The sequence below is a fragment of the Aegicerativicinus sediminis genome (genome assembly GCF_015476115.1).
Classification (GTDB): Bacteria; Bacteroidota; Bacteroidia; order Flavobacteriales; family Flavobacteriaceae; genus Aegicerativicinus; species Aegicerativicinus sediminis.
Genome location: NZ_CP064295.1, coordinates 838,905 through 852,525 on the forward strand (window position 1 = coordinate 838,905; position 13,621 = coordinate 852,525).

A 13,621-nucleotide genomic window follows, 5' to 3' on the forward strand; every position below is an offset into this window, starting at 1 on the left:
TGTTACAAATATACGACTCCCTCGTTAAAAAGCAAATTTAATCGATGAAATGCATTATAATGTAAAATTCTTGAAGATAGCCCCTTTAGTTTATCAAAGATGAATATTCTCTCAGCTCAATGACAACCTGTTCCGAAGAACTTTTCAACCACTTTATTAACAAACTAAAACATTTCGCTTAAAAACTCTCTCCTTTAATTCTTTTGTAGTTAGACAATGCTTTACGATCTGATAATTTGGCCACGTAGTTGCAGACCCCGATTAAATTTTCGTATAAATCAGTTGTTTGAAATTCCAATTCATTCGACAAACTGCTCAATATCAATTTATCATAATTAGATAACGCATTATTTAAGTGATTATCTAACGCTTTACAATACACTTCTAAAAGACCCTGAAGAACTTGGTAGCCAGATATTTCCTTTTGGATAACTTCTTGCGATTTATACACTTTCTCTACACTCACCTTAATAATATCCTTAATTTGTGCCTCATACCTACTTGCATCCAAAAGAGCCCTGTCAAAGGTACCCGATAAAATATCTTCCTCATTTGCCATAAATATGTCAACGGCCTCACCAATTAAGGTATTTATGGATAAAGCACGTAAATAAGAAATCCGATCTTTGGTGTTGGTTAATGAATGATATTTTTTCGTTTGAATGGAATCTTTAACCAATTTAATTAGGTATTCTAGAGCTAAATCCTCTGGAATCCACCCTAAATTTATACCATCTTCAAAATCAATTATCGTATAACAAATATCATCTGCAGCTTCAACCAAATAGGTCAATGGATGCCGACTATAGCTGAAATCTTTAGTGACAGACCTATTAATTAAGCCAGTTTCTTCAGCAACTTGTTTGAATAATTCTAACTCCGACTGAAATATTCCAAATTTTTTATCAGCAATATGGGATGATGGCCTTTTTGGAAGTGACTCCTTGGGATACTTCATAAAGGCCCCTAAGGTGGCATAACTTAATCGCAAACCACCTAATACTCCATTCTTAGATTCTGTGAGCAGTTTAAATCCATTTGCATTACCTTCAAAATCACAAAGATCTTGGTATTGCTTCGAGCTAAGCTGACTTATATAACGTTCGCCCCACCCATATTTAAAAAATTCACCTATAGCCTTTTCACCAGAATGACCAAATGGAGGATTGCCAATATCATGGGCCAAACTAGCAGCAGCTACAATTGCACCAAAGTCATTAAACTTATACCCAAGAGTATGTTCCAAATGAGGGTATTTCTCAAGAACTTTTTTTCCGACTTGCCTTCCCAAAGATCGTCCAACGACACTTACTTCGAGACTATGGGTTAATCGCGTATGAACAAAATCCGTTTCCGACATAGGAATAACCTGCGTTTTGTCTTGTAAGCTTCGGAAATTTGAGGAAAAAATTACTCTATCATAATCCACTTCAAAACCTAAACGGGTTTCATCTTGTTCTTTTCTTATACGCTTATGTGAATCTCCAAATCGCTTAAGGGACAATAATGTTTCCCACTTCATTTTAGGCATAGCTATCCGTGTAATATTGAAAATTAATTGTAGGATGGCAAGATACTAATTCCACCTAATGTTAATCGATAGATTTATCCACGTTTTACAAACAATCACAACCAATATTCTCTTAACAATTAGGTAACACCTAGAGCGCCTTCGGTTAACGTTAAGGTAACCTTTTCTTTAATGTTGTTTAACCCCTGCTTAACCTTGGCTTTACAGTATCACCCATACATTTGTCCCGAAATTAAAGAAGAATAATGAAGATAATATTTTATACCCTCACACTGTTATTTTCAATGAGCGTAATCGCCCAATCGACGGGGACTATCTCTGGTAAATTAACAGATCTTGATTTTAACAATGAGCCATTAGCATTCGCCAATGTTTTAATCAAAGGGACAACTACTGGAACCACTTCTGACATAGATGGTCTATATATATTTGAAAATTTAGATCCTGGAGATTATACCTTAGTTTTCAGTTTTGTTGGTTACGATACCAAAGAAATACCAGTAACCGTTGAGGCTGGAAAGGTTACGGAAGTGAACGTCCCAATGAGTGCCAGCACGGCTTCTCTTGATGAAGTCGTTATCACAACTACAACAAGAAAGGAAAGTGAAGTAGCCTTGCTCATGGACCAGAAAAAGGCCGTTGAGATAAAGCAAAGTATTGGTGCTGAAGAATTATCGAGAAAAGGGGTCGGTGATGCAGCCGCAGCTGTGGCAAAGATTTCAGGTATTTCTAAACAACAAAGCTCAAGCGATGTTTATGTTAGAGGTTTAGGCGATCGTTACCAAAACACCACTATGAACAACCTTACATTACCTTCAACAGATGTAAGTAAGAAAAACATAAATCTTGATCTTTTTACAACTGACATTATTGAAAATGTCGGAGTTAGTAAGGCATATACATCAGGATTTTATGGAGATTTTGCCGCAGGAAATGTAAATATTACTTCAAAAGCATACACAGGAGAAGGATTCTTAAGCGTGTCGTTAGGAAGTGGTGTAAATACAAGTGCTAGTGGTAAAGATTTTGTGCGCAATGAAGGAGTTAGCTATTTTGGGTACTATAATCGTTACGATAACAACCCTTTTGCAGTAGTTCTTTCACATCCTGTTGATCCTGTAGAGGCAAATTCTCCTATAAATTTTAATGGATCTTTTCAAGCAGGAACTTCCATCAATTTTGACGAGGATACCAAATTAAACATTTTTGGAAGTGCAAGTTTTAGCAATGGTTACGAATACCGTGAAGGTGTAGCCAGGGATTTTACCAATGTACTTAAGGTTGATTTCCCAAATATTGAGGAATACGAATATAAAACCAACACCACTGCATTATTAAATATCGATTTTAAAATAGACAATTCGAATAAATTAAAAGTTAGGAGTTTGTTTATAAATGAAGGTGGTGATGAGGTAGGTTATTACGGAACAAAAGGTGAAGGTTATAATCGTGATGGTATCGCTAGTGAAGACCCAAATGATCTTGGTTTTTTTGTTACAAATAGTCGATTCTCACAAAATATGGTTTTTGTAAACCAGCTTCTAGGTGAGCATCAATGGAATCAAGGCTGGAGTACTGATTGGGGATTTGGATATAACAGGGTTTATGCCGATGAGCCAGACAGAAAACGTTTCTCTCTAGAAAACTATCAGTATGCTTTGGATAATGATCCAAATACAAATCCCATTTTTTATACAAACATTCCATTCGACAATCAAAGATTCTTCCAGAGTATTGATGATAACGAGTATAATGGGTTTGTTGATTTTACAAAGGAGTTCAATGAAAATTTCAAATTAAAATTTGGTTATAATGGCCGATGGAAAGAACGTGTGTTTAGTAGCGTACGTTATGGTTATGAAATCATAGATAGAGATAATACTCCAATTGTTGACATAAACAACTTAGATGAAATCTTCAACTATTCCAATATTACAACAGTTTACAATACAGTAGCGTTAAATGCAATTTCCAACCAAATAGGAAACAAAAATGTTCCTGGTCTTCCCGAAGCAACTTATAAAGGCCAGCTTTTTGTATATGCAGGTCATTTAAGCGCAGAATGGAATGCAGGTGAAAAATTGTTAATCGTACCAGGAATACGAGTTGAAAATTTCAAACAAAAGATTCGGTACGACGTAATTAATATCCGTGAAGATGATCCTGGGATGAGGGAAGTTTCAAAAACTGTGTTTTTACCAAGTTTGAATTTCAGGTATGCCCTTAACGATGATTCCAATCTTAGATTGGCATTAAGCAAAACCATGTCCCTGCCAGAATTTAAAGAGGTGGCTCCCTTTGTTTATGAGGATGTAACCGTTAGAATTGGAGGTAACCCAGATTTAATAGGTGGTATTGATAATTCAGGTGTTTCATATTCCAACATTTACAATGCAGAATTGAAATACGAATGGTTTATGAAGGAGGGAGAAATATTCTCAATTGGTGTATTCGGAAAACGAATTGATGATCCTGTCAACAGAGTTGTTGCTGCAGATGCCACGGGTACTCAACGTTATTTTAGAACAGGAGACAAAGCTGAGGTTTATGGTGCTGAATTAGAACTTAAGAAAAATCTATTAACTAGAGAAAACGATGAAGCAGTTTTAGCCCTAGGGTTTAACGCTTCCTATTTAAATACAAAACAAGATCTTAAAACTACAACTGGAACATTTACAACCTCATTCGATAGGTCTTCTGATAAATTAGAAGGCGCCTCCGATTGGGTATTAAATGCGGATTTTACATATACTCCTTTAATGGGTGAATTTAAACCCAGGTTCACCCTAGTAGGTTCTTATTTTTCAGATCGTATCTACTCACTTGGCTCAGGTAGCCTTGGAAACATAGTGGAAAAAAGTGTTCCAAGTTTAGATTTCGTTTGGAATAATCCAATCACAGACAATTTTGAGATCAATGTATCTGCATCCAATTTGTTAAACCCGGACATTTCTTTAGTTAGGGAGGGAACTGAATTTGGAGATATTACAATTTATAAATACAAAGTTGGGGTAACAGCAGGTGTGTCCCTCAAATATTCCTTTTAACCAAACAAATAAATCATGAAAAACTTATCCAATTATAATTTAAAACTTAAATCAAAGTCAAAAATGAAATTTAATTTATTATTCCTATTAACTTTTGCAATCATCTTTTCGGGTTGCGAAAGTGATGATACATCGGACATTGTAATTAATATTAACGGTGGAAGTGAAGTACCCGTAGGTGGTGTTATTAACTTAAGTGGTGTATACACATCCGATCTTACATTAGATGCAAATGAAGAATACTTAATAACCGGACCAGTGCTAATGTCTGCTGGTACAACTTTAACAATCCCTGCAGGTATGACCATTAAAGCACAACCTGTAGGGGTAAATGCTTATATAGCCATTCTTCAAGGAGCAAAAATCAATGCTGAAGGAACTTCCTCTAACCCTATAGTTTTTACATCTAGCGCTTCTTCGCCTGCCTCTGGTAATTGGGGAGGTATTGTACTTTGTGGTAAAGCCCCTATCAACTCTACTGCAGACGGATCTACTGATACTGCAACTACAGAAGTTGGAGGACTTTCTTATGGAGGAAACACACCAGATGATAATTCAGGTATTTTAAAATATGTACGCGTAGAATATGCAGGTGGTGCTATTGATGGTAATGCCGAATTAAATGGTGTTTCTGTTTATGCAGTTGGCACAGGAACAACTATAGATTATGTACAAGTATATAAAGGCTCTGATGATGGTTTCGAATTTTTTGGAGGTACCGTAAACGCAAGTCACCTAGCCGTTGTTGACGCTGAAGATGATTCAATCGACTGGACCGAAGGTTGGACAGGTAGCATCACTGACGTTTATGTATTACAGAATGTAGGAAGCAGCCACGATAGTGGTTTTGAGTGTGATGGTTACAATACCGATTTCTCAAATGAAGGCGGTTACGTATCTAACCCAACTATTACTAATGTAACTGTCATAGGTGATGGAGATTCTGGAAGAGCTTTTAGATTACGTGCTGATACATGGGCAACCATATCAAATGTAATTGTTGAAAATTTCGGAAGAGGTTTTGTAATTGAAGATGGAAGCGATCAAGCAGTAATAGACGGAAATCTTTCTGCTACGGATGTTTCGCAAACTGCAGTAGAAACTGAGTTCTCTGCACCTACTGCCACTGCTGAACAGTTCTTTAGTGGAAGCATGGCGAATGCTACAGGTACGGACTATGCCACTTGGGGTGCCGGTTGGACCGTTGAATAATTGTAATTATTTGAATAAATTAGTTTGAATTAGCCAAAAAAAAGCTCTCTGAAATCAGAGAGCTTTTTTAATCATATTATATTAGAAAACCTAATTGTTAGCAACTTTAGATCCATTCTTCCATTCGGTAACATTAATGATCTTGTTGTTATCATAATCAACTTCCTTCATTTTATCACCATCCCAGAAAAACCACTTCCCTACACGATTGCCATTATCATATTTAGCTAAAGCAGTTTTCTCACCTTCCTTGTTATAGGTAATCCACTCTCCTTGAAGTTTACCTTCTTTAGTAAAGGTACCTATTTGCCTTATACTTCCATCATCATGAAAGTATTTAGCATGGATTAGATTTGTAGATTCATTGTAAACTTTTTCAGGAGCCTTTTGTGCAAATACCACTAAAGTGCAGAACATAAGAGCGGCAAAAAGTATCTTTTTCATATCGTAGGGGGTTTAATTAATCTTTACCTAACAAATATAATCCATAATTTACATTAATAAAACGTTTAGATAACATTAAATTAACATTGAAGACATAAAACCTTGTTTAACAACTACTTAAAAAATAGAGATTTTGTATTACCGTGGTTATTAAAGACTTAATGTTTTATTAATATTACCATTACATTTTAGTGATAATACCCATGGATATTTGTATTTCGAGTGATTAGCTCGAATTAGAATTTCATATTATCAATAGTTTTTGTCGACTTATGTATGATTTCTGAGAACTGCCCTTAATTGGGCAGTTTTTTATTAAATGAAATGTTAATGATTAGGAAACGTTAACTTAACATTGGTTTTGGACATTTGCCCTCGACAAAAACTTATTAGATTAATGAAATTTCTTTACGCCCTTAGCATATTCTTATGCTTTTTCGCGGGCACACTTCAAGCACAGGAAAGCAATGCTCCTAAATTTGGAAAAGGTTTGTTTAACTTGGTTGGCCAGGATAGTAGCTGGACGATGAAAGTTGGATTGCGTTTCCAATTACTATCATCCTCTATTTTTAGCGAAGACCATCAACCAGAACATAACTTTTTGGTGAGACGTTCACGATTGAAATTTGATGGATATGCATTTTCCCCTAAATTAAGATATAAATTTGAGTTAGGTCTCTCAAACCGGGATATGTCCGGAACCTCGCAATTCACCAGAAATTCTCCCCGTTTCATTATGGACGCGGTGGTAATGTGGAATTTCTATGAGAATTTCGAATTATGGGTTGGGCAGACCAAACTCCCTGGTAACCGTGAACGGGTAATTTCATCTGCAAATTTGGAAACTGTGGATCGTTCGTTATTGAATGGAGAATTTAATATTGATCGGGATATCGGATTACAATTACACCATGAAACCAATTGGTTTGGAAATTTTATAACAAGAGAAATTGTTGCTGTATCCCAAGGGGAAGGAAGAAATGTTACTTCTGGCAATGAAGGAGGGCATCAATTTACAGGACGAGTAGAATTTTTACCGTTAGGAAATTTTAAAAGCAAGGGTGATTATACGGGCGCTGACTTAGAGCGACATGAAAATCCACGTCTTTCAATAGGTGTAACTTACGATTACAACAATAATGCGGTTAGAGAGAGAAGTAATTTAGGGACTTATATGGAAACAGATACTGGATTTCATGAAACTGATATTTCTACATTTTTTATTGACGCACATCTAAAATATAGAGGATTTTCATTCTTAGGCGAATATGCGGACAGAAATGCAGATGACCCAATTGCAAAAAATAGTGATGGAACTCTTACTGGAGACATTGTTGAAGTAGGAAATGCATTAAATTTACAAGCAGGAATTTTAAATAAATCTAATTGGCAATTTCTAGGTCGTTATACACACATGGAATTGGATAAGGAAATAACGGGGAGAAATCCTGTAGAACAATATACGATAGGAATATCTAAATATTTTGTAGGGCACAAATTGAAGATTCAGTCAGACATAAGCATGCTAGATGCCCAGACCGATAGTAATGAATATATGTTTCGCCTGCAATTTGAACTACATTTTTAATTCATAACAATAACGTAACACTATAAAGCAGTACCTAACGGATATTTGCACTTAAATTAACACTGAAATGGAAAACATTTATTTATTGATGATCGTCGCCTTGGCTTTTCTTGCCGCCGCTGACCTTGTGGTGGGAGTGAGTAACGACGCCGTTAATTTCCTGAATTCTGCTATCGGATCTAAAGCGATTTCTTTTAGAACGATTATGATTACCGCTAGCATAGGTATCGCCCTCGGAGCCATATTTTCTAGTGGTTTAATGGAGGTTGCAAGGAAAGGAATATTTAATCCTGGTGAATTTATGTTCGACGAAATCATGATCATTTTTATGGCCGTGATGATAACGGACATTTTACTCTTAGACTTTTTCAATACGGTAGGTATGCCTACCTCAACAACCGTTTCAATTGTATTTGAATTATTGGGAGCTGCTGTTGCAATGGCATTAATAAAAATTGCCCACGAAGATGGCAGTTTTTGGCAAGTTGTTGATTATATAAATACTAGTAAGGCAACAGAAATTATTTTAGGGATTCTACTCTCTGTAGTTATCGCATTCACAATAGGGGCTTTGGTGCAGTGGGTTTCCAGGTTACTTTTAACCTATAATTTTGAAAGAAAGGCCGATTGGGTAGGTGCCATATTTGGAGGTATTGCACTTTCGGCGATTACCTATTTTATTTTTCTTAAAGGGATAAAAGGAACTCCATTTGCTGGTCAAACTTTTGAATTTACTGGAAACCTAACCATCCAAGAATTTTTAGAATCTAGGGTTTTTACCATTGTATTAATTAGTTTCTTTATTTGGTTTGCAATTTCCTATCTATCAATAAAATTCCTGAAAACCAATATTTATAAAATAATAATCATTGTAGGAACTTTTGCTTTGGCTCTTGCCTTTGCCGGTAATGACTTGGTTAACTTTATTGGAGTACCAATTGCAGCTTGGCAATCTTACAACGCTTGGGTTGGATCAGGTGTTGCGGCCGATGCATTCAGCATGGAAGTTCTGGCTTCTAAAGTCCCAACTCCAACTTTATTCTTAATAGTGGCTGGATTAATTATGGTCTTAACCTTATGGATGTCTAAAAAAGCTAGATATGTTACCCAAACGGAGATTAATTTATCTAGACAAGGTGAGTCTACTGAAAGATTCAGCCCTAACATGCTTTCAAGATATTTAGTAAGGTTTGCTATGGGTATGAGTACAATGGCCAGTTATATCGTACCAAATTCTTGGCAAGAAAAAATAGATAAAAGATTTCAAAAGCCAGTTATCTCGCTATCTAGAGACAAACAATATGAATTGCCTGCATTCGATATGGTTCGTGCAGCAGTTAATCTTATGGTTGCTAGTGTTTTAATTTCAATAGCAACTTCAATGAAGTTGCCATTGTCTACCACATACGTAACTTTTATGGTTGCCATGGGTACATCCTTAGCAGATAGGGCTTGGGGTTCAGATAGTGCAGTCTACAGGGTTGCCGGTGTTTTGAATGTTATTGGTGGATGGTTTTTTACGGCTATTGTAGCCTTTGTAGCAGCTGCTGTCATTGTTTACCTGATGAATTTGAACTTCCCAGTAATGGTCGCTGTTCTACTTTTATTGGCAATAATCTTGTTGGTGAGAAACTTTGTAGCCCATAAAAATAAAATGAAGGAGACAAAGGCCGAGGATAGTTTGAAACGTGCCGAAAGTCAATCCTTACAGGGGGTAATTAATGAAAGTGCCATTAATATTGCAAATGTTGTAAAAAGAGGTAATAGAATATATACCAACTCCATAAAGGGATTGGCAATCCAAGACCAGGATATTCTGAAGAAAAGCAAGAAGAATGTCGGTAAATTACTAAACGAGATTGACGATTTGAGGGATAATATTTTCTATTTCATCAAAAATTTAGACGATTCTAGTATTCACGCGAGTAACTTCTATATCAATGTCTTGGGTTACCTGCAAGACATGGCACAATCACTTGAATATATTTCAAAAGTAAGTTACAAGCATGTTAACAATAATCATAAAAAGCTAAAATACAATCAAATTAAGGAGCTTAAAGAAATAGACAATCATCTTGAAGAGTTGTTCGCAAGCACCAAAGAGGCGTTTGAAAATCGAAATTTTGAGAAGATTGGTTCTATTTTGAGAAACAAAAATGAGGTTTACGATTTGCTTTCAGAAAGAATTGAAAAGCAAGTTCAAAGAACTAGGCACGAAGAATCTAGTCCGAAAAACACGACCTTATATTTCAGTTTATTAATTGAGACCAAAGATCTTGTAACCGCAACCATGAATTTGCTTGAGGAGTACCACGATTCACACGGATCATCAATTAAATAGACCGATGATTTACAATAATGAATCCCGCTGAATAATCAGCGGGATTTTTTTTACAAAAGAATTAATTTGCACATAAACTGAAAAATTCCATGAAAATTAAATCCTCTCTTTTAGTGGTACCTCTATTTTTTTTGATATTCAATTGTGGTCCGGATAAATCCGATGGTGAAAATGTTATCAAAAATTCTATTTACTTTCATGACCCTCAAAATAATTGGTCAACTTTTAATGACAGTTTGAAAATTGAATTACAAATGGCAGATGGCACTAAACGCTTTTCAGAAATTGCCATAAATCTACCAGAGAATTACTTCTCCTTGAATGCCACCAAAGACTCCACTACCTCTAGTTTTATTGTGGATGGAACTAAATGTATTTTGAAATTGAATGGTATGGAAAATTTTTCGGCTAATGATTCCCTTAAACACAATATGACTTGCGAAAGAGCTTTTCGCTATAAAGATTATTACGAGTACCTATATGGATTGCCCATGAAGTTAATGGATCGCGGAACCCAAATCCATTCCTCTGAGTCTGTTACATTTAAAGGCAAAGATTATATCAAGGTTAATGTTTCTTATGATAAAAATGTAGGATCTGATATTTGGAATTTTTATTTCAATCCAAAAAATTATGCTTTGGAGGCCTACCAATTTTATAAAACTGATGAAACCAGTGGGGGTATAATTCCAGATAGTGGTGAATATATTTTACTCGATGAACTTACAACGATAAGCGGAATTAAAATTCCAAAAAACAGAAAGTGGTATTATAATAAAAATGGTAGTTTTTTAGGTGAGGACGTATTGAAATAAAACACCCCCTTTTAGCTACTCGCTAAAAGAGGGTGCATAAACATAACACTTAGATATAAATTATGATCCGCACATTAGGCAGTCATCACCACCTTCGGATGCTTTAGCTTGCGCAATTAAGGCTTTCATTTCTTCTGCAGACATAGGCTCTACCTCCACACCTTTTGTTGTTTGGGCGGCAAATTTTGTCGCAGTTTGCGCGGCCTTTTCTTTTTGAATATTGATAACCATCTTATCTACCTCCTCATTCTCAGCAACAGGTTCGGCTTTTTTGGAATTGTCTAAGGTGAATTTAATGGCATCAACAGCACTTTTGGTTCTTAAGTAATACATACCCGTTTTCAATCCACTCTTCCACGCATAGAAATGCATAGATGTCAATTTAGCCATAGTAGCACCTTCCATAAATAAATTAAGAGATTGTGATTGGTCGATGAAATATCCCCTATGCCTAGACATATCAATAATGTCTTTCATACTTAGTTCCCAAACAGTTTTATACAATTCTTTAATTTCTTCAGGAATAATGTCGATATGTTGAATAGATCCATTAGCTCTCATGATATCCTGCTTCAACTCTTCGTTCCATAATCCAAGGGCTACTAAATCTTCAAGTAAATGCTTATTCACAACAATAAATTCACCTGAAAGCACACGTCTTGTATAAATATTTGAAGTATAAGGCTCAAAACACTCATTATTCCCTAAAATCTGAGACGTACTTGCTGTTGGCATAGGTGCTACCAAAAGGGAATTTCTAACCCCATGTTTCTTAACATCCTTCCTCAACTTGGCCCAGTCCCAACGACCACTAAGTTCTTCGTCTTTAATTCCCCAAAGGTTATGTTGAAACTCCCCTTCGCTTATTGGAGACCCTTTGAAGGTCTGGTATGGACCATCTTTTTTAGCTTCCTCCATGGATGCAGTAACTGCAGCAAAATATAACGTTTCAAAAATTTCCTGGTTCAAGGTTTTAGCTTCATCGGAAGTAAACGGCATACGCATGGCAATAAATGTATCTGCCAAACCTTGTACTCCTAAACCAATAGGGCGATGTCTAAAGTTAGAATTTTCTGCCTCTTGGATCGGATAGTAATTTCTATCAATTACTCTGTTTAAGTTTTTTGTTACCCTTTTAGTAATCTTAAATAATTCTTTATGATCGAACTGCCCATTTTTTACAAACATTGGTAAAGCGATGGACGCCAAATTACAAACGGCAACCTCATCTGGTGAAGTATATTCCAAAATCTCGGTGCAAAGATTTGAAGACTTTATGGTACCAAGATTCTTTTGGTTCGATTTTCTATTAGCTGAATCCTTGTACAACATGTATGGTGTACCAGTTTCAATTTGGGATTCTAATATTTTTTCCCACAACTCCCTTGCCTTAATGGTCTTTCTACCTTTTCCGGCTTCTTCGTACCTGGCATATAAAGCTTCGAACTCTTCTCCATACGCTTCACTTAATCCAGGGCATTCATTTGGACACATTAATGTCCAAGTACCATCTTCCTGAACGCGTTTCATAAACAAATCGGAAATCCACATTGCGTAGAACAAATCCCTTGCACGCATTTCTTCCTTACCGTGGTTCTTCTTAAGGTCGAGAAAATCAAAAATATCGGCATGCCAAGTTTCAATATAGATTGCAAAACTACCCTTACGCTTTCCGCCTCCTTGATCGACATACCTAGCTGTATCATTGAAAACACGAAGCATTGGCACTATACCATTTGAGGTACCATTGGTACCAGCAATATAGCTACCGGTAGCCCTGACATCATGGATTGCTAAACCGATTCCACCGGCTGATTGGGATATTTTTGCAGTTTGTTTTAATGTATCGTAAATACCATCTATACTATCCTCCTTCATAGTTAGAAGAAAACAAGAAGACATTTGTGGTTTAGGCGTACCAGAGTTAAATAGTGTTGGCGTAGCATGTGTAAAATACTTTTTAGACATAAGTTCATAGGTCTCAACAACCGCTTCCATATCATCTAAATGTATCCCAACTGCAACGCGCATCAACATGTGCTGAGGGCGTTCAGCTATATTACCATTAATCTTAAGGAGGTATGATCGTTCTAATGTTTTAAATCCAAAATAATCATAACCAAAATCACGATTATAGATAATTGTGGAGTCCAACAACTCCTTATTTTTCATTATAATTTCATAAACATCATCAGCCAAAAGAGGCGCTTCTTTACCTGTTCTTGGATTAACATATGTATATAAATCAGTCATAACCTCACTAAACGTCTTTTTAGTGTTCTTGTGAAGGTTAGAAACCGAAATTCGAGCAGCCAAACGGGCATAATCTGGATGCGCAGTTGTTAATGTAGCAGCAATCTCAGCTGCCAAGTTATCCAACTCGCTCGTGGTTACCCCATCATAAAGACCTTCAATAACTCTCATTGCCACTTTTACTGGGTCAACTAATGAATTTAAACCATAACATAGTTTTCTCACTCTTGCGGTGATTTTGTCGAACATCACAGGTTCCTTTCGACCGTCTCTTTTTACTACATACATTGTTTCTTTAAGTTTTTAGTTTTCTGATACGCCTTCAGAAAATGGGTTAATTAGTACTATAGGTGCTGAAGGGGTACTCCCTCACCGGGTTTGTTGTTTAAA

The 13,621-nt window shown here is 36.1% G+C and carries 8 protein-coding genes; 5 read left to right on the forward strand and 3 right to left on the reverse strand.

Annotated elements, in window-relative coordinates; all coding sequences use genetic code 11:
• Positions 1–178 precede the first annotated feature (178 nt).
• The gene (gene dgt, locus ISU00_RS03710; protein WP_228852697.1) at positions 179–1,522 is read right to left on the reverse strand and encodes a dGTP triphosphohydrolase; all 1,344 of its coding nucleotides are present in this window, start codon (positions 1,520–1,522) and stop codon (positions 179–181) included.
• Between the two features lie 254 nt (positions 1,523–1,776).
• Here dgt and ISU00_RS03715 point away from each other — a divergent pair, with 254 nt between their 5' ends.
• Positions 1,777–4,578 (forward strand): TonB-dependent receptor, encoded by a 2,802-nt coding sequence (locus ISU00_RS03715; protein WP_228852698.1) that lies wholly within the window; start codon positions 1,777–1,779, stop codon positions 4,576–4,578.
• Between the two features lie 63 nt (positions 4,579–4,641).
• Entirely contained in the window at positions 4,642–5,790 is a 1,149-nt protein-coding gene (locus tag ISU00_RS03720; protein WP_228852699.1) for a multidrug transporter, read from the forward strand.
• 90 nt (positions 5,791–5,880) lie between these two features.
• On the opposite strand, the gene ISU00_RS03725 is transcribed toward ISU00_RS03720, so the two are convergent.
• On the reverse strand, positions 5,881–6,234 hold the full coding sequence (locus ISU00_RS03725; protein ID WP_228852700.1) for a toxin-antitoxin system YwqK family antitoxin: 354 nt from the start codon (positions 6,232–6,234) through the stop codon (positions 5,881–5,883).
• Between the two features lie 397 nt (positions 6,235–6,631).
• On the opposite strand from ISU00_RS03725, the gene ISU00_RS03730 reads away from it, so the two are divergent.
• The 3 genes from ISU00_RS03730 to ISU00_RS03740 all read left to right on the forward strand — a co-directional run bounded on the left by ISU00_RS03730 (position 6,632) and on the right by ISU00_RS03740 (position 10,978).
• Positions 6,632–7,822, forward strand: a complete 1,191-nt coding sequence (locus tag ISU00_RS03730) for a porin (RefSeq protein WP_228852701.1) — start codon at positions 6,632–6,634, stop codon at positions 7,820–7,822.
• A 67-nt stretch (positions 7,823–7,889) separates the two neighbouring features.
• Entirely contained in the window at positions 7,890–10,163 is a 2,274-nt protein-coding gene (locus ISU00_RS03735; RefSeq protein ID WP_228852702.1) for an inorganic phosphate transporter, read from the forward strand.
• 89 nt (positions 10,164–10,252) lie between these two features.
• Positions 10,253–10,978 carry a DUF6503 family protein gene (locus tag ISU00_RS03740; RefSeq protein ID WP_228852703.1) on the forward strand — a complete coding sequence of 242 codons (726 nt, stop codon included), beginning with the start codon at positions 10,253–10,255 and terminating at the stop codon, positions 10,976–10,978.
• A 60-nt stretch (positions 10,979–11,038) separates the two neighbouring features.
• Here ISU00_RS03740 and ISU00_RS03745 read toward each other — a convergent pair whose 3' ends face one another.
• Positions 11,039–13,519 (reverse strand): ribonucleoside-diphosphate reductase subunit alpha, encoded by a 2,481-nt coding sequence (locus ISU00_RS03745; RefSeq protein WP_228852704.1) that lies wholly within the window; start codon positions 13,517–13,519, stop codon positions 11,039–11,041.
• Positions 13,520–13,621 lie beyond the last annotated feature (102 nt).

Coding starts and splice junctions, on each gene's coding strand:
- dgt (WP_228852697.1), bottom strand. CDS start 1,522: ATGAAGTGGGAAACATTATTGTCCCTTAAGCGATTTGGAGATTCACAT.
- ISU00_RS03715 (WP_228852698.1), top strand. CDS start 1,777: ATGAAGATAATATTTTATACCCTCACACTGTTATTTTCAATGAGCGTA.
- ISU00_RS03720 (WP_228852699.1), top strand. CDS start 4,642: ATGAAATTTAATTTATTATTCCTATTAACTTTTGCAATCATCTTTTCG.
- ISU00_RS03725 (WP_228852700.1), bottom strand. CDS start 6,234: ATGAAAAAGATACTTTTTGCCGCTCTTATGTTCTGCACTTTAGTGGTA.
- ISU00_RS03730 (WP_228852701.1), top strand. CDS start 6,632: ATGAAATTTCTTTACGCCCTTAGCATATTCTTATGCTTTTTCGCGGGC.
- ISU00_RS03735 (WP_228852702.1), top strand. CDS start 7,890: ATGGAAAACATTTATTTATTGATGATCGTCGCCTTGGCTTTTCTTGCC.
- ISU00_RS03740 (WP_228852703.1), top strand. CDS start 10,253: ATGAAAATTAAATCCTCTCTTTTAGTGGTACCTCTATTTTTTTTGATA.
- ISU00_RS03745 (WP_228852704.1), bottom strand. CDS start 13,519: ATGTATGTAGTAAAAAGAGACGGTCGAAAGGAACCTGTGATGTTCGAC.